We start from the raw sequence: 23,013 nt of genomic DNA, 5'->3' as shown, positions 1-23,013 counted from the left end.
AGGAAGTCCAGCGGGGATGGTCGCGCTGTGTGCTGTCACCCGAGAACGGTATTTCGCGCCGCCCAGGCAGCGGAATGGTCGTCCTGATGAGTGGAACAGCCAAGTCCAAAAGGGTCTATTCGCGGAGTTAAATCGTGCCTATGCATGACACCGACGACATTCGGCTCATTGAGGCCCAGGCCGCACCGACGCGGTTTGCCCGCGGCTGGCATTGTCTGGGGTTGATCAGAGATTTCGGTGACGGCAAGCCACACGCGGTCAACGCGTTCGGCCAGAAGCTTGTCGTCTTCCGAAGCGGGGACGGCAAAATCAACGTCCTGGACAGCTACTGCCGGCACATGGGCGGCGACCTGTCCCAGGGCGAGGTGAAGGGCGACGAGATCGCCTGCCCGTTCCACGACTGGCGCTGGGGCGGTGACGGACGATGCAAGATGGTCCCGTACGCCCGACGTGCGCCCCGGCTGGCCCGCACGGCGACCTGGACGACGCTGGAGCAGGACGGCATGTTGTTCGTCTGGAACGATCCGGAACGCAAACCACCGCCGCCAGAGGTGACGATCCCGCGCATCGAGGGTGCCACCAGCGACGAATGGACCGACTGGCACTGGTACACCACGGTCGTCGCTACCAGCAACTGCCGTGAAATCATCGACAACGTCGTGGATATGGCGCACTTCTACTACATCCACGGTGCATTGCCGACCTACTTCAAGAACATCTTCGAGGGTCACGTCGCGACGCAGTACATGAACGGCGAGGGTCGCCCCGACATGGGTGGCACCGAAGGTGCTCGGATGCTCGGCAACACGTCGGTGGCGTCGTATTACGGTCCGTCCTTCATGATCGACGACCTGACCTATCACTACGAATATGGTGACGCGCAATCCGTGCTGATCAATTGCCACTATCCGATCGACTCGAATTCCTTTGTGCTGCAGTACGGCATAATCGTCAAGAAGTCCGAAGCGCTGCCCGGAGACCCAGTCCAGACCGCGATTCAGCTCGGCGATTACGTCAAGCTGGGTTTCGAACAGGACGTCGAGATCTGGCGGCACAAGGCGCGCATCGACAATCCGCTCCTGGTCGAGGAGGACGGCCCGGTTTATCAGCTGCGGCGCTGGTACGAGCAGTTCTACGTCGACGTCGCCGATGTCGAGCCGGAGATGGTGGACCGCTTCGAGTTCGAGCTCGACACCACTCGGCCGTACGAGGCGTGGATGAAAGAGGTCGAGGCGAACATGGCGGCTCAGGGTTCGGTATGTGGTTGAATTCGCCGGTGCAGATGGATAATCGGCTCGACGAGATGCCGATGCTGCCCGTGGCATGCGGTAACTGCGGCGCGCAGGTGCTGGTCCGCAAGAGCACCTGGAATCAGACCAGCGTGCAGTGGGACGCCGATGCGACCCGGCGCTGCGCGCAGCGGGCCGAAGCGGTGTCGGCGCACGCCAATCGCGGGGTGTTCCTGGTGTGTTCGGCGCTGCGCGAGTCGATCCTGGATGCGGTGCGCCAGGGGGAGCTGGCTATCGTCGACGAGACGGAGGGCTCTGCGCCGCAAGCACATTGGCTCGTCCCGCCATCGCCGCCCCGACATACTCCGGTTCGGTGAGCAGGTAGAAGCGGCCTTCGGCGGCCTGCTCGAAGATCGCCGCCGCGGCCGTTTCCGCATCCATCGCAGCGGCTTTGACGTCGAGCATCGCCGCGCGCTGCGCCTCGGCAACGTCACCGTCCCCGTGCGAGTCGACACCGCCGGCCGACTCGAAGATGTTGGATTTCACCGCACCCGGCAGCACCGCTTGTACGTGAATGTGGTGACCGTGCCCGGCCGACTCCACATCCAGATACAGGCATTCGGTCAACGCCAGCACCGCGTGCTTGCTCACGATGTAGGGCGCCTGCAACGCAATTGCCACTACGGCGCCGACCGAGGACAGGTTCCACACCCAGGCGGGCTCGTCGGTGGCCATCATCATGGGCAGAAAGGCTCGCACACCGTGGAATACGCCGCTGATGTTGATGTCGACGACCCGCCGCCAGTTGGCCACCGGTGTGTCCCACAGATAGCCGAACTGTCCCACGCCGGCGTTGTTGACTAGCAGCCGGACGGCCCCGATATCGCGGTAGGTGCGCTCGGCAAGCTGCTGCATGACGTCCGGGTCACGCACGTCGCACACCACGCCGACCGCGGATCCACCTGTGGCGCAGAGCTGTTCGCGCAGGACCGCGATGGCGTCGGCATCGATGTCGGCCAGCACCACCGTCATTCCCAGCGTGACCGCGTGGCGGGCCAGGCCCGCACCGATGCCCGAGCCGGCTCCGGTGATGACCGCGACGCCGCCCGCGAACGGATTCACGCGTACTGCAACGCGGGTGCGGGACCGCGACGCTGGGGGAGCAGCGGGCGCCGCGGCTGCAGGGCGGGTGTCACCCTTGGGCGCCCAAGCGGACCGTCCTCGGCATTGCGCCAGATGCCCATCGCCGTCATGCGCACCGGCGCCGTCAGTCGCTGATCGAACATCATCCGGCTCATCGGGCCGCAGACCGACACCGCCGCAACAGCCTCACCGGCCTCACCGATAGGCGCTGCGACACAACCGAATCCGAGCAACGATTCCTCGCGCTCGAACGCCACGCCGTGCGCGCGCACCCTGGCCAATTCGGCGGCCAGCTGCGAACCGGTGGAGACCGAGTACTTGGTCTTGCGGACCTGAAGATCGACCTGGGCCTCCTCGTCGTGGTAGGCCAGGATCGCCTTTCCGACGGCCGTGCAATGTGCGGGCTGCCGGCCGCCGACCCGGGTGGGGATCGCGTCGGCCATGCGGTCGCCGACCTTGTCGAGGTACACCACGTCCGGCCCGTCCAGCACCGCCAGGTGTGCGACCAGTCCGGTGGCGCGGTGCAATTCGCCGAGCAGCGGGCCGGCCGCGCGCACCAGCCGGTCCTGGTGCACGGCCAGCGAGCCGAGTTCCACCAGGCGCATGCCGAGCTCGTAGTCGCGACCGCTGCGGCGCAACCAACGCAGCTGCACCAGGCGTTCGAGCATCCGGTGCGCCGAGGAACGCGGCAGCCCGGTGCGCCGCACGATCTGGGCCAGCGTCAGTCGTCCCGGCCCGTCGAATGCGTCGAGGACGAGCGAAATGCGGTCGATCACGGCCGTGGGGGCAGTGGCGTCGAGGGTCTTCGGCGTCCCGGTCATGGGTCCTCCATGGGCTGCGGTCTATCTGACTGCTATATTCCTATTAGGAAGATATGTCTACCACACGTGTGTGGGCGCTGTCACACAAGACACGAAACCGCGAGCGTATGCACACCGCGAATCACGGACCGAATTTTCGCCGTGTGCGTACGCTCGCGAAAGATCAGAGAAACTCAGCCCTTGGCGGCCGATCGCCCGGCGCGGCGGCCATAGAAACTGCCATCACCGAGAGAGACACCGCTGGCATAACCCCAGGCGGCCAGCCCGGCGGTGGAACGGCCCGCGGCGAACAGCCCCGGGATCGGCTCGCCGCTGACGTGTAGCACCTCGGCGTCCAGCGTGGTGGCCAGCCCGCCCAGCGTGAAGCCTCCGGTGTTCTCGCGCAGGTCGATCGCGCCGACCGGGCTGCCGATCGGCTTAATCCACTCCGGCTTCTTGTGCAGCAACGGATCCTCGCCGCGCGCGGCACCCTCGTTGTAGGCGGCGACGGTCGCCTGCAGCGATCCGGGTGCCAGGCCGATGTCGCGCTCCAGCTCCGCCACTGTGTCTGCCACCCACGTCGGTTGGCGGAGCATGAATTTCGGCGACCACGACGCCATCGCCTCTTCCTGGGCATCGTTGTCGATGATCAGGTAGGCGATGTTGTCCTGGTGATAGAGCGTGAGCTGCCCGACGCGGCCCGGGTAGGTGTCCTCGGCGACATAGCGCTGACCGCGGCCGTTGACCAGGATCCCGCGCACCAGCTGCTGGGGGTCGATGAAGATCGCGACCTCGGTGGCATCCATGTGGGCCAGGTCGGCGCCGAGGGCCTGCGCCATCCGGATCGCCTGGCCGTCGTGCTGCTCGATCGACGCGGCGGGACGCCCGGCGATCCGCGGCGCGTAGCGGGCCACCATCGCGTCGTTGTAGGCGAAGCTGCCCGTTGCGAGCACGACGCCGGTGCGTGCCCGGATCGTCATTTCGGTGCCGTACTGGCGGGCCCGGATACCGGCCACCCTGCCGTCGGACTCGACGATCAAACACCGCACCCGCACGTCGTAAAGCGCGCGAGCACCCGACGCCGTCGCGGTTTCGACGAGCGGCTTCATCAGCATGTAGCCCGCGCTGGCTTCGCCCTGCTTCTTGTTCTGCATCTGCGGGATGTGGCCGCGCGGGGCGGGGGAGGCGATGGTGTTGAACGGGTAGGAGTTTTCGCCGCCGCTGTACATCAGGCCCTGATCGCCCATCGGCTCCCAGCCGGGCTCGGAGAAGAACTCCGCCTTGAACGGCACGCCACACCCGACCAGCCATTCGAAATGGGCGACGCTGCCGGCGCAGTAATCGGCGATCCGGTTCTCGTCGGCGCCCGGTCCCATCGCCACGTTGAGGAACGCAGCCATGTTTTCGACGGAATCGGAAAAGCCGCAAGCCTTTTGCAGCGGTGTCCCGCCGCCGAGGTAGATGAAACCGCCGGCCATCGCCGCCGCTCCGCCCCAGGAACCGGTGCGCTCCAGCACCAGGACGTCGGCGCCGGAGCGCGATGCTTCGACCGCGGCCGCGGCACCCGCGACGCCGTAACCGGCGATGACGACGTCGGCCTCGTGATCCCACGCGGTGATCGACGACGCCGGGATCGGCGTGACGTCGGTGTCAGGTGTCATAACCGCATCGCCGCTGGCATTTCGCCGACCCATTGGTGGCCCCAGTAGCTGTCGGCGGTGATTTCTTCTGCGGTGTAATGGTTTTCGTCGACCCGCATGCCTTCGGTGCCGAATTCGATGTCCCAGTCGCCGGGCGCCCGGACGTAGAAGGAGATCATTTTGTCGTTGGTGTGCCGCCCCAGCGTCGAGGACAACTGGAAGCCCTCGGCGCTGACCCGGTCCAGCGCCTGGCCCACCGCGTCGAGGGTGTCGACCTCGACCATGATGTGCACCAGGCGCGGGTCACGCTGGTGAGCTGCCGGACAGATCGCCAGGCTGTGGTGTCGTTCGTTGATGCCGAGGAAGCGAACCCGCACGGGGCCATACTCTTTCGGCAACGGCACCCGGAACGCGCCGCGCGACCGGAATCCCAGCACCTCGGTGTAGAAGTCGAACACACCGCCCGGATCCATGGCCGGTACCACGACATGGCCCAGGCCCTGATCGCCGGTCACGAACCTCGCGCCGAACGGGGTGACGACCGGGCTGTGATCGAGCACCGCGCCGTGGAACACCTCGAGTGCGGTGCCGGCCGGGTCGTCGAAGGTGATCACCTCTTCGACCCGGCGGGCCTCGGCCTCCTCGACCGACAACTGTTTGAACGGCACCCCGGCGCCATCGAGGGCCGCTTTGACCCGCTGTAGCGCCGGGTGGTCGCGGACCTCCCAGCCGATGGTGAGCACCCGATCGGTCTCACCCGGCACCACGATCAACCGGGCGGCGCGCTCATCCATGCGCAGATACAGCGCCGACGGGTCCGGACCCTTGCCCTCCGCGAAACCCAGCACCCCGAAGGCGAATTGCCGCCAACGGTCGATGTCATTTGTCGAGATCGTAATATAGCCAAGGCTTTTCAGATCCGTCATCGAACGCTCCTCAGATCAGCGCCCGCAGCGGGCCCTCGGGCGGCTCGACGCCCAACGAACTGAGCGCCGCCGCATGATAAGTGGTGCCGGGTACGTGGATGGCATGCATCTGGCCGACGTGGACGTCACGCCAGTACCGCTGCAGCGGCTTGTCCATCCGTGCCGCGTTACCGCCCGAGCGGGCGAAGATCTCGTCGACCGCCGACACCGCGCGCCACACCGCGCGCACCTGCGTGCGACGCCCAGCCGCGCGATCGGCGAACGACACCTCCTTACCGGCGGCGACCATGTCGTAGATGCGGTCGGCGTTGGCCAGCAGTTCCTGGCGCGCGGCGTTGATGTCGGCGGCCGCCTCGCCGATCGCGTGCATGACATACGGGTCGTCCTTGATCGCGGTTCCGGTGGCGCCGACGCGCTCGCGCTGATAGTCCAGGTGCGCGGCCAGTGCCCCCTCGGCGATGCCGATCGTCGCCGCGGAGATGCCCAGCGGGAACATCGTCGACCACGGCATCAGATACAACGGCTCGGTCATCCCGGCCTCGCGCTGGGCGGTGCCGTCCATCACCTTGGTGGCGTCCATGGTCCGGTAGGCCGGCACGAACGCGTCGGAGACAATCACGTCCTTGGAACCGGTGCCCCGCAGCCCCACCACATTCCACGAGTCCTCGACGATCTCGTAGTCCTTGCGCGGCAGGATCATGTGCAGCATCTGCGGCGGCATCAACGGGACGCCATTCTCGTCACCGAGCATGGCGCCCAGGATGATCCAGTCGCAGTGGTCGGTGCCGGAGCTGAACTGCCACCGCCCGTTGAACAGGTAGCCGCCGTCGACCGGCTTGGCCACGCCCTGCGGCGCGTACGGAGACGCCACCCAGGTGTCGACGTCATCAGCCCAGATCTCGGCGGCGACCTTCGGGTCCGCGTAGGCCAACTGGTAGGGATGCACGCCCACGACACCGACGATCCACCCCGCCGCCGGGTCCAGCGCCGCCGTGGCCATCGCCGTCTCGGCGAACTCGCGGGGATGGGCCTCGAAGCCTTGGTATTGCTTGGTCTGCAGCAGCCGGATCAGGCCGGCACTCTTCATCAGCTTGACGGTGTCGTCGGTAAGCCGGCCGATTTGTTCGGCTTCGGCGGCCTGATCGCGCAATTGGTCCGCCATGGCCACTACCCGGTCCAGTACCCGGTCGCTCATATCTGTGTCCTTACGTGTGTGGGCTAAGTAATGGTCTACCGCAGTCCTCGCCCGTCCCAAAGGAAATCCCGATGAGCGGACGCAAATACGTGTCCGATGACCGGGAAGCCCGGCGCGCGGCGGCCGACCGGCCAATACCGTGCGTACCTATGAGTGATGCCGTCGATGTGATCGTGGTGGGTGCCGGGTTCGCCGGCCTCTATGCCCTGCACAAGCCGCGCGCGCAGGGACCCTCGGTGTGGGTGCAGCGATGACCGGCTTACTCGACAAGGTCGTCGTGGTCACCGGCGCCGGCAAAGGCACCGGTCGGGTGCACTGTCAGCGCTTCGCCGACGAGGGTGCCGACGTGATCGCCCTCGACGTTGCCCTGCATGCCGACGAATTGGCCAGTATCGCAACCGAAGTCGAAAGCCGGGGCCGTCGGTGCGTCACGGGTGTCGCGGACGTGAGCGACCTCGCGGACGTGACCTCGGCGATCGACAGCGGTGTCGCCACGCTGGGCCGCCTGGACGTCATCATCGCCAACGCCGGTGTTCACCTCCCGGGCGCCCCGTCCTGGGAACTCGACCCACAGGTCTGGCAGCGGACGCTGGACATCAATCTCTCCGGGGCCTGGCACACCGTCAGAGCCGGCGTGCCGCACATCGGCGCCGACGGTGGATCCGTCGTTCTGATCAGCTCTACCAACGGTCTTCGCGGGACGGCGAACACCGCGCACTACACGGCCAGCAAGCACGCGGTCGTCGGGTTGGCGCGCACGCTGGCCAACGAGCTGGGACCGCGCGGCATCCGGGTCAACACGGTGCACCCGGGGCCGGTCGCGACGCCGATGGTGCTCAACGAGGCGATGTACCGCAAGCTGCGGCCCGATCTGGCCAACCCGACGGCGGCCGACGCGGCCGAGGTGCTGCAGGCGCGCAATCTGTTGCCGGTCCCGTGGGTGGAGCCTGTCGACATCGCCAACGCCGTGGTGTTCCTGGCATCGGATCAGGGCCGCTACATCACCGGCACCCAGCTTGTCGTCGACGCCGGCCTGACCCAGAAGACGACATGACCGTGACGGCCGAAGGGCGTCTCAACGGGAAAGTCGCGCTGATCACCGGCGCGGCACGGGGGATCGGCCGCGCCCAGGCCGTGCGCTTCGCGCAGGAGGGCGCCGACATCGTGGCATTGGATGTGTGCGGGCCCGTCGACACCGTGGTGATCCCGCCCAGCACGCCACAAGACCTCGAGACGACGGCGGCCCTGGTCGCGGAAACAGGCGGGCAGGTGCATTCCGAAATCGTCGACGTGCGCGACCTCGCCGGGATGCGGGCCGCTACCGACCGCGGTGTCCGGCGCTTCGGCGGCTTGGACGTGGTCTGCGCGACGGCCGGAATCACTTCCCGCGGCATGGCGGTGGACCTGGACGAAAACGCCTGGCGCACCATGCTCGACGTCAACCTCACCGGAGTCTGGCACACGTGCCGGGCTGCCGCGCCGCACCTGATCGCGCGCGGCGCCGGCTCGATGGTCCTGACGAGTTCGATCGCCGGGCTGCGCGGCTTGCTCGGTGTGGCCCATTACACCGCAGCCAAGCACGGTGTGGTCGGCCTGATGCGTAGTCTGGCCAATGAGCTTGCGCCACATAATGTTCGGGTCAACTGCATCAACCCGACCAACGTCGACACACCGATGATCCAGAACGACGCCGTCCGCAGCGCGTTTCGGCCAGACTTGGACCGGCCGCGGAGCCGGGTGGAATTCGCCGAGGCCGCGACGGCGATGAATATGCTTGCGGTGCCGTGGATCGATCCGGTCGATGTCGCCAACGCCGCGCTGTTTCTGGCTTCCGACGAGGCGCGCTACATCACCGCGATCGTCCTGCCCGTCGACGCGGGCGCCACCCAGCGATGAGGAGACGACGATGACCGACGTGGCGGATTTGCTGACCCGGCTGCGACGGCTGGAGGACGACCGCGACATCAGACAGTTGATCGCGTCCTACGGTCCCGCGGTGGACGCCGGCGATCCGGATGCCAGCGCGCGGCTGTGGGCGACCGACGGCGTGTACGACGTCGACGGCTGGCGGATGGAAGGCCGTGCCGATGTGCACGCGATGATCAGCTCGGAGGCCCACCAGAAGTTGGTGGCCAACGGCTGCTCGCATTTCCTGGGGCCGTGTGTCGTCACGGTCGACGGCGACGACGCGGTGGCGGTCTGCGAGTCCCTGGTGCTGGTCCGCGACGGCGCTGAGAAGGGTTCCTACCGGGTATGGCGCGCCACCGCACACCATTTCGTGCTGCGCCGCGTCGACGAGCAGTGGCAGATCACCACCCGCACCAGCCGGGTGCTCGACGGCAATCCCGACGCGCACGCGTTGCTGCTGAAAGGACTTGCGGGAGCGCCCTAACGAGACAGGAAGGCCAGGACCGTACTTTCGAAGGCCGCCTTGGCTTCGATCATGGCCCAGTGCCCGGAGTTCGGGAAGATGTGCAGCTCCGCGTTGGGAATGGTGCGCATCGGGATCAGCGCCATGTCGGGCGGACTCACCCGATCGTCGCGGCCCCAGGTCAGCAGCGTGGGCGCGGCCAGCTTGTGCATCGTCGCCCACGGGAAGGGCCGGTCCGAGGCAGCCATCGCGGAGTTCATCGCGGCGAACGCCGCCTTGCCGTACATCCGGCGCGCGGCGTCCAGCGTGACGGGATCGGTGGCCAGTTGCCAACGCTCCTCGATGAGTTCGTCGGTCACCAGCGCCTGGTCGTACACCATCGACTTCAGCCAGTCGACCAGCCGCTGCCGGGTGGGGTCCTCGACGAACTCCTGCAGCAGCCGGATGCCCTCGCTCGGGCTGGGACTGAAAATGTTGGTGCCGATGCCGCCGATGGTCACCAGCCGGTCGACGCGGTCCGGGTTACCGATGGCGAAGTTGATGCCGACGCCGCCACCCATCGAGTTGCCGACGATGTGCGCCTTCTCGACTCCGAGCGCGTCCAGGAACGGCGCCACCGCGCCGAAGGCCGTGACCATCGGGTGACCACCCAGGTCGTCGGTGACCCCGAAGCCGGGGAATTCCAGGATCAGGCAGCGAAAGTGCTCGGCGAACGTGGGCAGAATTCCGCGGAAGTTGCGCCAGCCGGTGACCCCGGGGCCGGAGCCGTGCAGGAACAGCAGCGCGGGACCGGAATCCGGGCCGCAGTCGTAGTAGCGCAAACCGCCCTTCGGGGTGGTGATTTCACGCAGGTCATGCTCGACGGAGGTATTGGACACGCATGCCACCCTGCCATGTCCCCGCGTGGTGCGTGAGCGGTGTTCCGCTCAGCGGTAGGCGCGGCGAGCGTCTCGCTCACGGCCTCGAGTGTGCGTTCACGGTTTGGAGTGCGCGCTCAGGGCGACAATATCGCCGACTTTCGGTCCCGGACGCACACTCAATACCGAGCGTGCACGACGAAAGTAGCTGTGCGCCAAGGCCTCAGGACGGCCTGGCCATGGCGGAATCGGCGGCTGCCCAATCGGTCGACACCGTGCGGTGCTTGATCAGCCAGGTGCCACCGTCGGGCACCAAGACATCGCGATAGCGGCCGAAATGGTCGAGTCCGAGGTGGGTGACGACGGTGAAGTAGCAGGACACTCGAGCCTCGTCGGGAGTCAACGAGGTGAATGAGATGTTGGCGACGTTGTGCCGAACGACCGGCTTGACGTCCGCCTCGACGGCGAGCTTGCCGGTGACACCACCGAGGAACGCGACGATCGCGGATCGGCCACGCAGAGGTTCAGCACCCCGAATCTCGAGAACGCCGTCGACGCAGAAGGTCTCGGAAAGCCCGTCGAGCCGGCCCGCGTCACCCGACCAGTTGTATCGGGCGAGCGTGTCACGGATCTGCTCGCGGGCCACCAGCTCCCACATCTCCATCGCCGTGACTCCTCACCCGACCGCAGGTACTTCACAGCACCTTAGTCAGGCGGCCTACTGGACGATGCGAGGCTGGAAGCGGTGCAGCGGCTTGGGCATGACGCCGTTCAAGTCGAAAACGGCTATCATGGCCTGCAATAAGGCGGGGGACCAGTCGTCGAGTGGGTGTGCGTCTATCCGGGCGAGCACTTCACGTCGGAGGTACTCGATGTTCATCGGGGGCTGCTGATCGGTCATGCCGCGCCTCCGGCTCCTAGCTCCTGGGCAGGTCGTTCGGTCCTACATGACGCTAGGGCTGATGCCTCGGCGATGTATAGGCAACTTGTCAGATTCAAATGTCTCTCAAGGAATAGCGCCGCGGGTTACAAACTCCGCCGTCCTGAGCGGGAATGAATCGTTTCGGGAAGCCGTAGAACAACGCATGGAACTCAACGACGCCGCACGAAACCTCATCGGCAAGGGTGTCGACGCCACCCTGGTCACCGTCAATCCCGATGGCAGCCCCCAGGTCAGCCTGGTCTGGGTCGCGTTGCAGTCCACGCCGGACGGCGACGAACTCGTCAGCGCCCACCTGGCCGACTACAAGAAGCTGCGCAACATTCGCAAGGACCCGCGGGTCGCGGTGACGATCGTGGCGATAGACGACCAGGGCATCCGGCCCCGGCCATACCTGTCGATCGCCGGGACGGCGCGGATTGTCGAGGGCGGCGCCCCGGAGTTGCTGAGGGAACTCGATGCGCAGCTGGGGAGTCCGGACGTGCAGTTCCCTCCGGACGACGCTCCGCCGGGGTACCTCAACCGCATCCGCATCGAGAAGGTCGGCGGCATGGGACCCTGGGTGTCCTGAGCTGAGCTTTGCCACTTCCGCTACCCGGAGTATCGCAATACAGTAAGTGGATGAAACCGGGAGCTGACGGCAAACATATTCGGACCTGTCCGCTGTGTGAAGCCATGTGCGGCTTGGAGATTCAGGTCGAAGCGGGCGTAGTGACGGGCATTCGCGGCAACCGTGACGACGTGTGGAGCCGTGGACATCTCTGCCCGAAGGGCGTTTCGCTGGGCGCGGTACATCACGACCCGGACCGCGTCCGTAACCCACTGATCAAAGTCGACGGCGAGTTCCGGGAAGTCAGCTGGGATGCGGCGTTTCGGCGCTGTACCGAGCTGCTGACGCCGGTGATCGAGAAGTACGGGATCGGTGCGGTCACCGCCTACACCGGCAACCCGCTGGCACATTCGTTTTCGCTGGCCCGCTACGCCGGCGTGCTGATGGGCATGTCCGGGATGCCGGTCACCTATTCACCGGGGACGGTCGATCAATGGCCGAAGAATCTGTCGTCACACCTGATGTACGGCCTCTGGTGGAATTTTCCCGTGCCCGACATCGAGCGCACCGACCTGCTGGTCATCATGGGCGCCAACCCCGCCGCGTCGCAGGGTTCACTGCTGGCTGCACCGGACGTGATGGGCCTGATCGACGGAATCCGCAAACGCGGCAAAGTGATCGTGATCGACCCGGTGCGCACGCAGACCGCCGCGCAGGCCGACGAGTGGCTGCCGATCGTGCCCGGCACCGACGCGGCCCTGCTGCTGGCGGTCGCGCACACGCTGTTCGCCGAGGACCTGGTGAATCCCGGCCCGCACGTCGATGGCTGCCTAGATGGGTTAGAGACGATGCGTGACGTCGCCGCGGCCTGGCCGCCCGAGCGGGTCAGCGATGTCACCGGCATCGACGTCGACACCATCCGGCGGTTGGCGCGCGAACTCGCCGGTGCCGGGAAATCAGTGGTGTATGGCCGAATTGGCCTGTGCAACCAAGAGTTTGGCAGTTTGGCCAGCTGGATGGTCGATGTGATCAACATCTTGACCGGCCATTTCGACACTCCCGGCGGAGCGATGTTCCCCAAGCCGGCGGCCTGGTCGATCACCACGCAACCGCTGCCCGGCCTGGAGGGCGGTCTCCCGGAATTCGGCCGCTGGCACACCCGGGTGCGCGGCGCCAAGGAAGTGCTCGGGCAGGCCCCGGTGTCCTGCATGACCGAGGAAATCGCCACACCGGGCGAGGGGCAACTCAAGGCGCTGATCACCGTCGCGGGCAACCCGGTGTTGTCCACGCCCGGCGGCGACAAGCTCGACGAAGTGCTGCCGATGCTGGAAGCGATGATCTCCATCGACCTCTGGGTCAACGAGACGACCCGCCACGCCGATGTGATCCTGCCCGGGCTGTCACCGCTCGAGCAGCCCCACCACGACGACCTGATCCTGTTGTTCGCAATCCACAGCATCGCGAATTACTCGGCGCCGGTGTTCGATCCCGGTGATCGCCCGCACGAATGGGAGATCCTGATCCGGCTGACCGGCCTGTGTACCGGAACACCGGCCGAGGACGTCGACGTCGCCGCGATCGACGACGGCTTCTTCGATTACCTTGCCTTCACCCGCGGAGTCGACGGCGCCGAGCTACGCACGCTGTACGACGCAGCCGGTTTGAAAGGCGGGCCCGAACGCATACTGGACCTCACGCTGCGCACCGGTCCGTTCGGGGACCAATACGGCAAGAACCCGGGCGGGCTGACGTTGGACCTGCTCAAGGCCAATCCGAACGGCATCGACTTCGGGCCGATGGTGCCGCAGCTCCCCGACATTTTGGGCACCCCGGATAAGAAGATCCGGCTGGCTCCGCAGTACCTGCTCGACGACCTGCCCCGGCTCCAAGCGCGGATGCAGCGGCCGGCCGAGCAGTTGGTCCTGGTCAGCCGCCGGCACCTGCGCTCGAACAACACCTGGCTGCACAACGTGCCCGCGCTGATGAAGGGCAAGGACCGGTGCACGCTGCTGATCCACCCCGACGACGCCGCGCGCTGCGGCGTGTCCGACAACGACGTCGTCACGGTGAAATCGGAGGCCGGCGAGATCAAAGTGCCCGTCGAGATCACCGATGCGATCAAACCCGGTGTCGTGTCGATGCCACACGGCTGGGGACATGGCAAGCCGGGCACGCGCATGTCCGTCGCGAACAGCTCACCGGGCGCCAATACCAACGCGCTCTCCCTGCCGACATTTGTCGACGAGCCATCCGGTAACGGCGCCCTCAACGGGATACCGGTGACCGTCCTCGAGGATCAAGCCCGCTTCGAGGCCGCCCCGACCGGCTGACGACCAGCCTGCGCCAGAGCAGCTGGTCGACGCTCGCGCTGTTTGCTGAACCCTCGAATGCGGATCCACGTTGCTATAGCAGAACGTCGCGGGGAAGGGGGGAGACGCCATGTATTACTACCTGCTGTTCATCGCGCTGATCGGCGTTGAACGCCTGATCGGGCTGGTCGTCGCACACCGGAATGCGCAATGGTCAATCGCCCACGGGGGCAAGGAATTCGGGCTCGATCACTACCCGGCGATGGTCAGCCTGCATGTGTTGCTGCTGGTGTCATGTGTGGTGGAGGTGTGGGCGCTCGGACGCCCTTTCGTGCCCTGGCTGGGCTGGCCGATGCTGACCGTCGTCGCGCTCAGCTGCATCGTCCGCTGGCGTAGTGCGATGGCCCTGGGCAGGCACTGGAATCCGCGGTTGATCGTGATTCCGGGTGCGCCGCTGGTCCGGCGTGGCCCGTATCGATGGGTGCGGCACCCCGACTACATCGCCGTCGTCGCGGAGGTCGTCGCGCTGCCGCTGATCCATTCGGCCTGGCTGACGGCGATCGTGTTCAGCATTGCCAACGCGGCGCTGCTCAACGTGCGCATCCGCCTGGAAAACGCGGCGTTGACCTACGTCTGAGCGATCAGGGCGCGATGGGCCGGTTCGTCCACTCCCGGTCGGGCCGCCGCGACGAACGGAACCATCCGCCCGCCGCGCCGGTGCCCCCGTCGGTGGGAATGGTGTGGCCCGTGACGAAGTCCGACAGATCCGAGGCCAGAAACAAGATCACCCTGGCCTGGTCCGCAGGCAACCCCATCCGTCCGGCCGGAACCCACTGCGGCCACTGCGCCTGCTCCTCGGCGGACAGCCACTGCGAGTAGGGCACCTGGAGCGATTCGGTGACATCGGGGCCGATCGCGTTGACGCGCACGCCGTCACGGCCCACCTGAACCGCGAGGCTGCGGGTGAAATGAATGACGGCCGCCTTGAACGCGGCGTAGACCGGGTCCTCGGGGTAGCCGCGCAGCCCTTCCACCGAGGAGACGTTGACGATCGAGCCGCGGCGTTGACACACCATCGCCGGCAGGAAAGCGTGGGTGACCAGGAAGACGTGGTGCAGGTTGATCCGGTAGAGCTCGTCCCACAGTTGCGGATCGGTGTCGACGAAATTGCCGGGGTGGCGCAGCCAATGCCCGACATTGTTGACCAACACATCGATCCGGCCGAACCGATCGAGCACCGATCGTGCCAGGGCGGCAACCTGATCCGCGTCGCGTACGTCGGCGACGACCGGCACAGCCACCCCGCCCGACGCCGAGATCGCATCGGCGGTCTGCTCGGCGAGTGCGGCGTCGATATCGGCGATCACGACCTGGGCACCGTGTCGGGCGAACAGCTGCGCCGTGGCCGCGCCGATGCCGCCACCGCCGCCGGTCACCACCGCCACCCGGTCGGTCAGCAGCACACCGGCGTCAGTTGCCTGTTCCATGCTCATATCTTCGAGCACTCGCGAAATCGTCGGCATCGAGGCCAGAACCGGCGCACAACTTTGCCTGCCCAATACCCGAATTCAGCACCCGCAAACGGTGACGAACGTAGCAATTCACGACGGTCTAGCTGCGGTTATCGCCCTTCATCGCGGGTACTCTGCGATCCCTTAGGAGTTGGTCAATAAATGGTTACCAAACCGGTTACGCGGCACGTTCACCATCGTCGCAGTCCGCAATCGATCGCCGTCTCAATGGCAAGTCGATTGATCGTGAAGAATGTGGTCCGAGCGTGGGCGCTGCAGCCGGGTCCGCAATGGCCGTTGGGGTACGTCGACGGTCTGGTGGGCTTGATACCTCATTTCCGCTCCGCGGCGACGGTGCAGCCGGTGCGCCTGGAACAGTGCAACGCCGAATGGGTGCGCGCCCCCGGCGTATCCCCGACGCGGGCCATCCTCTACCTGCACGGCGGCGCCTTCCTCACGTGTGGGGTCAACACCCACCGCGCGCTGGTGACTCGTTTGTCGGAGGCGGCCGATGCCGGCGTGCTGATCGTCGGATACCGAAAACTTCCGTCGCACCAGATCGCCGACGCGATCGACGACGGACTCTGCGGCCTGCGTTGGCTGCAGCGGAACGGCTACGAAGCCGACCGGGTGGTCGTTGCCGGCGACTCGGCGGGCGGATATCTCGCATTCATGACGACACTGGCCGCGATCCGCACTCAGCTCGCGACGCCGGCTGGGGTCGCCACCGTATCGCCGTTCACCGATGCGAATCCGGACCGAAAACTCAAGCACCGCAACGCACGCAGATGCTCGATGTTCACCGCCGGTGCGTTGTCGATCTTCTCGCGCTATCTGGGCGAAGTTCAGCTTCCGGACGGTCCGGGCAGCTCTTCGGGTCATGTCGTCTCACCCGTCGACGCCGATTTGTCGGCACTGCCGCCGGTGGCCATACATGCGGGTGCCGACGAACTGTTGCTTGCCGACGCCGAGCTCATGGCAGAACGGTTGGAAGCCAACGGAATTCGCTGCGATCTGCATGTCTGGCACGGCCAGATCCACGACTTTCCGCTGGCGGCCGATGTTCTGCCCGAGGGTAGGCGGGCCATCCGTTATCTCGGGGATTTCGTCAAGGAAGTCACGTCCGGATCTTGGCGTCGCGGGAGCGGACAAGTCACCGCCGCCGCGGGATAGTGCGGTTCGCCCCGAAATCAGCGGGGCTGCGGGCCTAATCGGTTTCGTCGAAATCCGAGTCGATCGTCTGCTGCTGCTCGCGCCAATCGGAATCCGTTGCCTCCAAGGGCACCTCGGCGTCGTCGGGCCGGGCTGGGTTCGACGAAGACTCGCCGGTGGTGCGTTGTTGCTCAACGGCGTCGGCGATGGGCACGTCGTCGGGGAACTCGCCGTTATCGTGCATGCGCGTCGGGTTACCCGAGCCGCCATCACCCAAACCATGCTGAATTTGCGCCGCGCCAGGGGTGCAAACCGCACGCCGGCGGCAACGCGTATCGGCGACCAGTCCCCGATTTGGCCCCGACGCCGATACAGTGGGGCTCGTGAGCCGAGCAGCCCCACCTGTGCTGACCGTGCGGTACGAGGGATCCGAGCGGACCTTTGCACCCGGCAACGATGTGGTCATCGGGCGTGATTTGCGGGCGGACGTCCGCGTTGCGCATCCGTTGATTTCCCGGATACATCTGGTGCTGCGCTTCGATCAGGGCCGGTGGATCGCCATCGACAACGGCAGCCTCAATGGTTTGTACGTCAACAATCGCCGGGTCCCGGCCGTCGACATTCAGGACGGTCAGCGGGTCAACATCGGCAACCCGGATGGGCCGACGGTGACCTTCGAGGTCGGACGGCATCAGGGTGTGGCGGGGACGCCGCCACTGACGACGTCGATCCCCATCGTCAACCCGCTTACCGGGCCGGCGGATCCGCGGCTGGCCCAAGGACGTCCACCGACCGGCTCGATGTCGCAGGGTTTGCCGCCGCACCCGCCGGCGAGCCCGTCCCGGCCGATGCCGACGTATCCGACCCCGCCCCCGCAATCCGGCCCGCCATCGGGGCCCCTTCCGACGTATCCGACCGGCGCGCAACCCAGCGGACCTCTGCAGCAGCATCACCCGACCGGCACCCAACCGGCGGGCCCGGCCAGCGGACCGATGTCGTCGCCGCACATCTACCGGCCACAGCCGGCCCAGTCTCCGCCGGCCGCGCCCCTCGACCCGCCGACCGCACTGACCAGCCGAGTCGGTGGCGGCGACGGCTCGAACCTGGCGACGTCGATGATGAAGATTCTGCGGCCGGGCAAGGTGGGCGTGGACGCGCCCGGCGCGATCAAGATCGGCCGGGCCAATGACAACGACATCGTCATTCCCGAGGTCCTGGCCTCGCGCCACCACGCGACGTTGATCCCGACGCCGACCGGCACCGAGATCCATGACAACCGCAGCATCAACGGCACCTTCGTCAATGGTCAGCGTGTCGACTCCGCGGTGCTGAAGGACGGCGACGTCGTCACGATCGGCAACATCGACCTGGTGTTCGCCGGCGGCGCGCTGGCCCGCCGGGACGCCGACACCGCGGCGCAGACCCGCCTCGGCGGTCTGGACGTGCGCGGGGTCACCTGGACGATCGAAAACAACAAGACACTGCTCGACGACATCTCGTTGGGCGCCAGTCCCGGAACGCTGACCGCGGTGATCGGTCCGTCCGGCGCGGGCAAGTCGACCTTCGCCCGGCTGGTGGCCGGCTACACCCACCCCACCAACGGCACGGTCGCGTTCGAGGGCCACAACGTTCACGCCGAATACGCCTCACTACGCAGCAGGATCGGGATGGTGCCCCAGGACGACGTGGTCCACGGCCAACTGACCGTCCAGCAAGCACTGGGCTACGCGGCCGAGCTCCGGCTGCCGCCCGACACCACCAAGGCCGATCGTGAGCAGGTGGTGGCCCGTGTGCTCGAGGAGCTGGAGATGACCCAGCACCTGCACACTCGAGTGGACAAACTGTCCGGTGGTCAGCGCAAGCGCGCTTCGGTGGCGCTGGAGCTGCTGACCGGGCCGTCGCTGCTGATCCTCGACGAGCCGACGTCGGGTCTGGACCCGGCGCTGGACCGGCAGGTCATGACGATGCTGCGGCAGTTGGCCGACGCCGGTCGTGTGGTGCTGGTGGTCACCCACTCGCTGACCTACCTGGACGTCTGCGACCAGGTACTGCTGCTGGCTCCCGGCGGCAAGACCGCGTTCTGCGGTCCGCCCGCGCAAATCGGTCCGGCCATGGGGACGACGAACTGGGCCGACATCTTCAGTTCAGTCGCCGGTGACCCCGACGCGGCCAAGGCTAAATACCTCGCCCGAACCGGGCCGCCGCCGCCACCACCGCCGCCGGAGAAGCCGGCCGAGATCGGCGATCCGTCGCATACGAGTCTGCTGCGGCAGTTCTCCACGATCGCGCGCCGCCAGATCCGGCTGATCGTCTCCGATCGGGGTTACTTCCTCTTCTTGGCGCTGCTGCCGTTCATCATGGGTTCGCTGTCGATGTCGGTGCCGGGCGACGTCGGCTTCGGCATCCCGAACCCGGTGGGCAACGCGCCAACCGAGCCGGGACAGATCCTGGTGCTGCTGAATGTCGGTTCGGTGTTCATGGGGACCGCATTGACGATCCGAGATCTCATCGGTGAGCGCGCCATCTTCCTGCGAGAACAGGCGGTCGGCCTCTCCACCAGCGCCTATTTGCTGGCCAAGGTCTGCGTCTACACGGTGTTCGCGGTCGTGCAGTCGGCCATCGTCACCATCATCACGCTGCTGGGCAAGGGCGGACCGACGCAGGGTGCTGCCGCGCTGGGCAAGGCGCCGCTGGAGCTTTTCGTCGATGTCGCGGCGACCACCGTCGCCTCGGCGATGCTGGGGCTGATGTTGTCGTCCCTGGCGAAGTCCAACGATCAGATCATGCCGCTGCTGGTGGTTGCGGTCATGTCGCAGCTGGTGTTCTCCGGGGGCATGATCCCGGTCACCGGCCGGATCGGGCTCGACCAGATGTCGTGGGTAACCCCGGCGCGATGGGGTTTCGCGGCATCGGCGTCCACTGTCGATCTGACCAAGTTGGAACCCGGACCGCAGGTCCCGAAGGACGCGCTCTGGCATCACAATGCCGGCACGTGGTGGTTCAACTTCGGCATGCTGATCGCGATCAGCATTTTCTACCTGGGCTTCGTGCGCTGGAAGATTCGCCTCAAGGGCGGGCGCTGACCCACGCGGGGCCGGCGATGCCGGTGACCGGCTAGGCGCCCCTGCGGACTGTCTGCTCGGACGCGGCGTGCATCCGGTCCGACAGCCGAAGGAGATCGTGCTCGCCTATTCCCTGGGGCAGGGTGTACGCCAGCCGACGCAATTCAACGGCATAGTCGCGCAGCTCCTGGCGGAGGCGCGTCTCAATAGTCGGCATGACTGCTCCCGATCGTCGATCCGCCAATTTCAAGATCATCCCAGCCCGGTCCCGTTTCTGCGCTGCGGCCGACGGGTTTTAACGGGAGTTTGACAGCGTATTTACAGAACGACCGTCCCGGTGAACGGGCGATCACAGGTTGGGCGGCAACGGATGTCTCGTTCGGAACACGGCGGCGAGCCCCGTCGATGAAGGACGCAGTCTCCCCGGGGCCGTCGAGCCCGTACGCGGCCGGGCGTAACGTCTGTGCGAAATGGCGGGCGAAATCTCGCGCCCGCGTTACGCTGACGCGGCCATACGAAAGGGGCCGGAATGGATTTCGAACTCGACGCCGGGCAATACGCGTGGCTGACCGAGGTTCGCGAATTCCTTTCCGAGAACGTCACCCCGGAATTACGTGCCGAACTGAGCGAGCACGACCTCGAATTCCCCAATGGCGAGGTGGCCCGCTTTCGCCGCAAGATCGGTGCGAAGGGTTGGTTCGGACTGAACTGGCCGCGTGAGTACGGCGGGCTCGGGCTCGGCGCGGTGCATCAACACCTGCTGATGAGCGAATTCGAATACGCGGGCGTGCCCGGGCCCGACCTCACGGTCACCTCGGTCGCCCCGATGATCATGCGGCACGGCACCGAGCAGAACAAGACCGAATGGCTTCCGCAGATCGCCAAAGGCGAAATGATCTGCGCGGTAGGCTATTCCGAGGCTGAGGCCGGCACGGACCTGGCGAGCCTGCGGACCCGAGCGACGCGCGATGGCGAGCATTGGGTGATCAACGGCAGCAAGATCTGGAACAGCGGCGCGCAGCGCGCCACCCACGAGTGGCTCTGTGTGCGCACCGATCCGACCGGTGTGCGCCATCGCGGGATTTCGGTCATCATCGTGCCGATCGACAGCCCGGGGATTTCGATCCGCCCGCTCTACGCATGGTCGGGTTACCGAACCAATGAAATCCACTTCGACGACGTGCGGGTCCCCGTCACGAATCTGATCGGCGAAATCAACCGTGGCTGGACCTACATCACCGGCGCGCTCGATCTGGAGCGCGGTGCGCTGACCAACGCGGGCGATCTGCGTCGCGCGGTGGACGAGTTACGCGACCTGGCCCGCAGCCCGCGACGCGACGGCTCGGTGCCCGCCGACGATGCAGGCCTGCGGCGCCGGCTGGCGCAGGCCGAGGCCGACGTCGAGGTGGCGACGTTGATGGGTTACGAGGCATCCTCGATCCTGGACAGCGGCGTGATCCCCACCGTGGAGGTCAGCGTCGAGAAGATCTTCACCAGTGAATTGCGGCAGCGCATCGCCAATCTGGCGCTCGATCTCCTGGGCCCGGACGGATTGCTGGCCCACCGCAGCGAAAGCGCGCCGCTGGCAGGCAAATTCGAGCGGCTCTACCGGGTCGCTCCACTGATGCGCTTCGGTGGCGGCACCAACGAGGTGCTCCGTGATGTGATCGCCCAGCGTGGCCATGGAATGCCTTCCTATGGGCGGTGAGGCGTGAAAGCGATCCCCACCGCTGAACAGCGCGAGTTCGCCGCGTCGGTGCGCGCGCTGCTGGCCGCGGAGTGCCCGGTGAGTCTGGTGCGCGCGCTCGCCGAACCCGGTGCCGATCGAAGTATCCCGGCGCTGTGGAAGGCATTGGCGGACGCCGGTGTGTTCGGGCTCGCCGTCGCCGAGGAGTACGGCGGGTCGGGTGGCTCGCTCGACGACCTCGCCGTGTTCTATACCGAGGCCGGACGCGGGCTGTGCCCGACAGCCGTGCACAGCACCATCGCGGCGGCGCTCGTGATCGACCAACTCGGCTCGCCGGAGGCCAAGACCGCGTGGCTGCGGCGACTGGCGGACGGGACCGCCCGGGGCGCCACGGCCTTGTGGAATGTCCGTGACGCCGCGGATGTTTCGCCGGTGCTGCAGGCGCATTCAGACGCATCCGGATGGCGGCTGAACGGGACAGCCGACTATGTCGCCGACGCCGACGTCGCCGACCTGATCGTGGTGTCAGCCTCGGCAGGCGAACGCACACTGGTGTTCGCCGTGGACGCCCACGCGGCCGGGGTGAACGTGCATCCACTGGCCATGACGGGTGGGTACCGGGCGTTCGCGGTCCGGTTCGACGATGTGGCGGTCAGCGCCGAAGAGCTGCTCGATCACAATGCGCCGGATCGAACCGCGTTGCGCCGCTTGGCCAATGCGGCGGTGTCGTTGGGATCACTTGACCTGGTCGGGGTCGGTCATGCGGTGCTGGACCGCACCGTCGAGTACACCAAGCTGCGCCATCAGTTCGGCCGTCCGATCGCCTCCTTCCAGGCGGCGCAGCATCTGATCGCCAATATGCACATCGCCGTGGCCGCCGCGCGATTGGCCGCATATTCCGCCGTCTTCTGGATCGCGCGAGGACAGCTGGCGACCCGTCAAACCGCGATTGCGCGCATGCATGCCGCGACGGCGGCCCGGCTGGTCACGCTGGACGCGCATCAACTGCACGGCGGAATCGGGTATGTGACCGAAACCGATCTGCACTTGTGGACCGAACGAGCAAGGCTCGGTTCAACTCTCGGCGGCGGGGCAGAAGTCGCCGCGGCCTGGCTGGAGGAAACGTTGGAGGAAATCGGTGAGTGAGGACACCCTGATCGACGCCGAGTCGGCGTCGCGCGTGGGTACCGTCGCCGCGACCGCGACCGGCGAAGTGAATCGACGCGATTGGCAGCGCTGGGCGGCCGCGGTCGGTGACCACAATCCGCTGTACTTCGATCCGGACTATGCCCGCGCCAACGGCTTTCGCGACGTCTTCTGTCCGCCGCTGTATCTGCAGTACGCGGTGCTCGGCGTGGCGCGGCTCGATTCGTTGCGGCCCGACGGCTCCTCCGGTGCGGTTTCGGGGAGTCTGGCGTTTCCGCGTGCTCCCAAACGGATGGCCGGTGGCGAGAGCTTCACCTTTCATCTGCCGGCCTATCACCGCGACGAGGTCGAAATGGTGCGCACTATCGAGTCGATCGTCGAAAAGCAAGGTCGCTCCGGCAAATTCGTTCTGGTCACCTGGCACACGGTGTACCACAACCAGCACCGCGAGCTGGTCGCCGAGGCCTCGACGTCGATGATCGCCCGACCCTAGGA

At 66.5% G+C, this 23,013-nt stretch carries 25 protein-coding genes; 14 read left to right on the top strand and 11 right to left on the bottom strand.

Annotation, left to right across the window (positions count from 1 at the left end; translation table 11 throughout):
* Window positions 1-140: 140 nt before the first annotated feature.
* Window positions 141-1,268, top strand: a complete 1,128-nt coding sequence (locus AC5Y5O_RS11950; RefSeq protein ID WP_096287540.1) for a 3-ketosteroid-9-alpha-monooxygenase, oxygenase component — start codon at window positions 141-143, stop codon at window positions 1,266-1,268.
* The gene (locus AC5Y5O_RS11945; RefSeq protein WP_096287542.1) at window positions 1,259-1,606 is read left to right on the top strand and encodes a ferredoxin; all 348 of its coding nucleotides are present in this window, start codon (window positions 1,259-1,261) and stop codon (window positions 1,604-1,606) included. The genes AC5Y5O_RS11950 and AC5Y5O_RS11945 overlap by 10 nt, the downstream gene beginning before the upstream one ends.
* Here AC5Y5O_RS11945 and AC5Y5O_RS11940 read toward each other — a convergent pair.
* The 5 genes from AC5Y5O_RS11940 to AC5Y5O_RS11920 all read right to left on the bottom strand — a co-directional run bounded on the left by AC5Y5O_RS11940 (window position 1,521) and on the right by AC5Y5O_RS11920 (window position 6,933).
* The gene (locus AC5Y5O_RS11940; protein ID WP_096287544.1) at window positions 1,521-2,351 is read right to left on the bottom strand and encodes an SDR family NAD(P)-dependent oxidoreductase; all 831 of its coding nucleotides are present in this window, start codon (window positions 2,349-2,351) and stop codon (window positions 1,521-1,523) included. The genes AC5Y5O_RS11945 and AC5Y5O_RS11940 overlap by 86 nt on opposite strands.
* The gene (locus tag AC5Y5O_RS11935) at window positions 2,348-3,193 is read right to left on the bottom strand and encodes an IclR family transcriptional regulator (protein ID WP_500025314.1); all 846 of its coding nucleotides are present in this window, start codon (window positions 3,191-3,193) and stop codon (window positions 2,348-2,350) included. The genes AC5Y5O_RS11940 and AC5Y5O_RS11935 overlap by 4 nt, the downstream gene beginning before the upstream one ends.
* Before the next feature lie 173 nt (window positions 3,194-3,366).
* On the bottom strand, window positions 3,367-4,833 hold the full coding sequence (locus tag AC5Y5O_RS11930; protein ID WP_096287548.1) for an FAD-dependent oxidoreductase: 1,467 nt from the start codon (window positions 4,831-4,833) through the stop codon (window positions 3,367-3,369).
* Window positions 4,830-5,738 carry a biphenyl-2,3-diol 1,2-dioxygenase gene (gene bphC / locus AC5Y5O_RS11925; protein WP_500025312.1) on the bottom strand — a complete coding sequence of 303 codons (909 nt, stop codon included), beginning with the start codon at window positions 5,736-5,738 and terminating at the stop codon, window positions 4,830-4,832. The genes AC5Y5O_RS11930 and bphC overlap by 4 nt, the downstream gene beginning before the upstream one ends.
* Before the next feature lie 10 nt (window positions 5,739-5,748).
* The gene (locus AC5Y5O_RS11920) at window positions 5,749-6,933 is read right to left on the bottom strand and encodes an acyl-CoA dehydrogenase family protein (RefSeq protein ID WP_500025310.1); all 1,185 of its coding nucleotides are present in this window, start codon (window positions 6,931-6,933) and stop codon (window positions 5,749-5,751) included.
* A gap of 71 nt (window positions 6,934-7,004) precedes the next feature.
* Here AC5Y5O_RS11920 and AC5Y5O_RS11915 point away from each other — a divergent pair, with 71 nt between their 5' ends.
* Genes AC5Y5O_RS11915 through AC5Y5O_RS11900 form a run of 4 tightly spaced genes read left to right on the top strand, consistent with a single transcriptional unit; the run spans window position 7,005 to window position 9,325 of the window.
* On the top strand, window positions 7,005-7,187 hold the full coding sequence (locus tag AC5Y5O_RS11915) for a hypothetical protein (protein WP_096287554.1): 183 nt from the start codon (window positions 7,005-7,007) through the stop codon (window positions 7,185-7,187).
* The gene (locus AC5Y5O_RS11910; RefSeq protein WP_096287556.1) at window positions 7,184-7,987 is read left to right on the top strand and encodes a mycofactocin-coupled SDR family oxidoreductase; all 804 of its coding nucleotides are present in this window, start codon (window positions 7,184-7,186) and stop codon (window positions 7,985-7,987) included. The genes AC5Y5O_RS11915 and AC5Y5O_RS11910 overlap by 4 nt, the downstream gene beginning before the upstream one ends.
* A complete protein-coding gene (locus AC5Y5O_RS11905; RefSeq protein WP_096287558.1) occupies window positions 7,984-8,829 on the top strand; it encodes a mycofactocin-coupled SDR family oxidoreductase in 846 nt (281 codons plus the stop codon). The genes AC5Y5O_RS11910 and AC5Y5O_RS11905 overlap by 4 nt, the downstream gene beginning before the upstream one ends.
* A 10-nt stretch (window positions 8,830-8,839) precedes the next feature.
* Window positions 8,840-9,325 carry a nuclear transport factor 2 family protein gene (locus AC5Y5O_RS11900; protein WP_096287560.1) on the top strand — a complete coding sequence of 162 codons (486 nt, stop codon included), beginning with the start codon at window positions 8,840-8,842 and terminating at the stop codon, window positions 9,323-9,325.
* Here the strand turns inward: AC5Y5O_RS11900 and AC5Y5O_RS11895 are convergent.
* The 3 genes from AC5Y5O_RS11895 to AC5Y5O_RS11885 form a co-directional block, all read right to left on the bottom strand.
* On the bottom strand, window positions 9,322-10,182 hold the full coding sequence (locus tag AC5Y5O_RS11895; protein WP_096291119.1) for an alpha/beta fold hydrolase: 861 nt from the start codon (window positions 10,180-10,182) through the stop codon (window positions 9,322-9,324). The two genes, AC5Y5O_RS11900 and AC5Y5O_RS11895, sit on opposite strands and share 4 nt — an antisense overlap.
* 202 nt (window positions 10,183-10,384) lie before the next feature.
* Entirely contained in the window at window positions 10,385-10,825 is a 441-nt protein-coding gene (locus AC5Y5O_RS11890; protein WP_096287562.1) for a nuclear transport factor 2 family protein, read from the bottom strand.
* A gap of 54 nt (window positions 10,826-10,879) precedes the next feature.
* Complete coding sequence (locus tag AC5Y5O_RS11885; protein WP_096287564.1) at window positions 10,880-11,062, bottom strand: hypothetical protein; 183 nt, start codon at window positions 11,060-11,062, stop codon at window positions 10,880-10,882.
* 184 nt (window positions 11,063-11,246) lie between these two features.
* On the opposite strand from AC5Y5O_RS11885, the gene AC5Y5O_RS11880 reads away from it, so the two are divergent.
* The 3 genes from AC5Y5O_RS11880 (at window position 11,247) to AC5Y5O_RS11870 (ending at window position 14,597) form a co-directional block, all read left to right on the top strand.
* A complete protein-coding gene (locus AC5Y5O_RS11880; protein ID WP_096287566.1) occupies window positions 11,247-11,672 on the top strand; it encodes a PPOX class F420-dependent oxidoreductase in 426 nt (141 codons plus the stop codon).
* Between the two features lie 50 nt (window positions 11,673-11,722).
* Window positions 11,723-13,981: a molybdopterin-dependent oxidoreductase gene (locus AC5Y5O_RS11875; protein WP_500025303.1), complete on the top strand. Its 2,259-nt coding sequence runs from the start codon at window positions 11,723-11,725 to the stop codon at window positions 13,979-13,981.
* Between the two features lie 109 nt (window positions 13,982-14,090).
* Window positions 14,091-14,597, top strand: a complete 507-nt coding sequence (locus AC5Y5O_RS11870) for an isoprenylcysteine carboxyl methyltransferase family protein (protein ID WP_096287570.1) — start codon at window positions 14,091-14,093, stop codon at window positions 14,595-14,597.
* 4 nt (window positions 14,598-14,601) lie between these two features.
* Here AC5Y5O_RS11870 and AC5Y5O_RS11865 read toward each other — a convergent pair whose 3' ends face one another.
* On the bottom strand, window positions 14,602-15,447 hold the full coding sequence (locus AC5Y5O_RS11865; protein WP_096291120.1) for an SDR family NAD(P)-dependent oxidoreductase: 846 nt from the start codon (window positions 15,445-15,447) through the stop codon (window positions 14,602-14,604).
* A gap of 186 nt (window positions 15,448-15,633) precedes the next feature.
* Between AC5Y5O_RS11865 and AC5Y5O_RS11860 the strand changes: the two genes are divergently transcribed.
* Window positions 15,634-16,644 carry an alpha/beta hydrolase gene (locus tag AC5Y5O_RS11860; protein WP_096287572.1) on the top strand — a complete coding sequence of 337 codons (1,011 nt, stop codon included), beginning with the start codon at window positions 15,634-15,636 and terminating at the stop codon, window positions 16,642-16,644.
* A 34-nt stretch (window positions 16,645-16,678) separates the two neighbouring features.
* Here AC5Y5O_RS11860 and AC5Y5O_RS11855 read toward each other — a convergent pair whose 3' ends face one another.
* Window positions 16,679-16,867, bottom strand: a complete 189-nt coding sequence (locus tag AC5Y5O_RS11855) for a hypothetical protein (RefSeq protein ID WP_096287574.1) — start codon at window positions 16,865-16,867, stop codon at window positions 16,679-16,681.
* A 130-nt stretch (window positions 16,868-16,997) separates the two neighbouring features.
* Between AC5Y5O_RS11855 and AC5Y5O_RS11850 the strand changes: the two genes are divergently transcribed.
* On the top strand, window positions 16,998-19,706 hold the full coding sequence (locus AC5Y5O_RS11850; RefSeq protein ID WP_165796401.1) for an FHA domain-containing protein: 2,709 nt from the start codon (window positions 16,998-17,000) through the stop codon (window positions 19,704-19,706).
* A gap of 31 nt (window positions 19,707-19,737) precedes the next feature.
* Here AC5Y5O_RS11850 and AC5Y5O_RS11845 read toward each other — a convergent pair whose 3' ends face one another.
* Window positions 19,738-19,902, bottom strand: a complete 165-nt coding sequence (locus AC5Y5O_RS11845) for a hypothetical protein (RefSeq protein ID WP_165796402.1) — start codon at window positions 19,900-19,902, stop codon at window positions 19,738-19,740.
* A gap of 312 nt (window positions 19,903-20,214) precedes the next feature.
* Between AC5Y5O_RS11845 and AC5Y5O_RS11840 the strand changes: the two genes are divergently transcribed.
* From AC5Y5O_RS11840 to AC5Y5O_RS11830, 3 genes are read left to right on the top strand one after another with little or no spacing between them, the layout of a single operon-like run.
* A complete protein-coding gene (locus AC5Y5O_RS11840; protein WP_096287576.1) occupies window positions 20,215-21,393 on the top strand; it encodes an acyl-CoA dehydrogenase family protein in 1,179 nt (392 codons plus the stop codon).
* Window positions 21,394-21,396: 3 nt separating this feature from the next.
* Window positions 21,397-22,518 (top strand): acyl-CoA dehydrogenase family protein, encoded by a 1,122-nt coding sequence (locus AC5Y5O_RS11835; RefSeq protein ID WP_096287578.1) that lies wholly within the window; start codon window positions 21,397-21,399, stop codon window positions 22,516-22,518.
* Entirely contained in the window at window positions 22,511-23,011 is a 501-nt protein-coding gene (locus AC5Y5O_RS11830) for a MaoC family dehydratase (protein WP_096287580.1), read from the top strand. The genes AC5Y5O_RS11835 and AC5Y5O_RS11830 overlap by 8 nt, the downstream gene beginning before the upstream one ends.
* Window positions 23,012-23,013 lie beyond the last annotated feature (2 nt).

The sequence above is a fragment of the Mycobacterium sp. NGS40 genome, assembly GCF_059812735.1.
The sequence above is the reverse complement of the archived record's forward strand: the minus strand, read 5'-3'. Positions and strand labels throughout refer to the sequence as shown.

Bases quoted from the DNA above. Each gene is read 5' to 3' on its own strand.
- AC5Y5O_RS11950 (WP_096287540.1), top strand. From the start codon at position 141: ATGCATGACACCGACGACATTCGGCTCATTGAGGCCCAGGCCGCACCG.
- AC5Y5O_RS11945 (WP_096287542.1), top strand. From the start codon at position 1,259: ATGTGGTTGAATTCGCCGGTGCAGATGGATAATCGGCTCGACGAGATG.
- AC5Y5O_RS11935 (WP_500025314.1), bottom strand. From the start codon at position 3,193: ATGACCGGGACGCCGAAGACCCTCGACGCCACTGCCCCCACGGCCGTG.
- AC5Y5O_RS11930 (WP_096287548.1), bottom strand. From the start codon at position 4,833: ATGACACCTGACACCGACGTCACGCCGATCCCGGCGTCGTCGATCACC.
- bphC (WP_500025312.1), bottom strand. From the start codon at position 5,738: ATGACGGATCTGAAAAGCCTTGGCTATATTACGATCTCGACAAATGAC.
- AC5Y5O_RS11920 (WP_500025310.1), bottom strand. From the start codon at position 6,933: ATGAGCGACCGGGTACTGGACCGGGTAGTGGCCATGGCGGACCAATTG.
- AC5Y5O_RS11915 (WP_096287554.1), top strand. From the start codon at position 7,005: ATGAGCGGACGCAAATACGTGTCCGATGACCGGGAAGCCCGGCGCGCG.
- AC5Y5O_RS11910 (WP_096287556.1), top strand. From the start codon at position 7,184: ATGACCGGCTTACTCGACAAGGTCGTCGTGGTCACCGGCGCCGGCAAA.
- AC5Y5O_RS11905 (WP_096287558.1), top strand. From the start codon at position 7,984: ATGACCGTGACGGCCGAAGGGCGTCTCAACGGGAAAGTCGCGCTGATC.
- AC5Y5O_RS11900 (WP_096287560.1), top strand. From the start codon at position 8,840: ATGACCGACGTGGCGGATTTGCTGACCCGGCTGCGACGGCTGGAGGAC.
- AC5Y5O_RS11890 (WP_096287562.1), bottom strand. From the start codon at position 10,825: ATGGAGATGTGGGAGCTGGTGGCCCGCGAGCAGATCCGTGACACGCTC.
- AC5Y5O_RS11885 (WP_096287564.1), bottom strand. From the start codon at position 11,062: ATGACCGATCAGCAGCCCCCGATGAACATCGAGTACCTCCGACGTGAA.
- AC5Y5O_RS11880 (WP_096287566.1), top strand. From the start codon at position 11,247: ATGGAACTCAACGACGCCGCACGAAACCTCATCGGCAAGGGTGTCGAC.
- AC5Y5O_RS11875 (WP_500025303.1), top strand. From the start codon at position 11,723: ATGAAACCGGGAGCTGACGGCAAACATATTCGGACCTGTCCGCTGTGT.
- AC5Y5O_RS11870 (WP_096287570.1), top strand. From the start codon at position 14,091: ATGTATTACTACCTGCTGTTCATCGCGCTGATCGGCGTTGAACGCCTG.
- AC5Y5O_RS11865 (WP_096291120.1), bottom strand. From the start codon at position 15,447: ATGGAACAGGCAACTGACGCCGGTGTGCTGCTGACCGACCGGGTGGCG.
- AC5Y5O_RS11860 (WP_096287572.1), top strand. From the start codon at position 15,634: ATGGTTACCAAACCGGTTACGCGGCACGTTCACCATCGTCGCAGTCCG.
- AC5Y5O_RS11855 (WP_096287574.1), bottom strand. From the start codon at position 16,867: ATGCACGATAACGGCGAGTTCCCCGACGACGTGCCCATCGCCGACGCC.
- AC5Y5O_RS11845 (WP_165796402.1), bottom strand. From the start codon at position 19,902: ATGCCGACTATTGAGACGCGCCTCCGCCAGGAGCTGCGCGACTATGCC.
- AC5Y5O_RS11840 (WP_096287576.1), top strand. From the start codon at position 20,215: ATGGATTTCGAACTCGACGCCGGGCAATACGCGTGGCTGACCGAGGTT.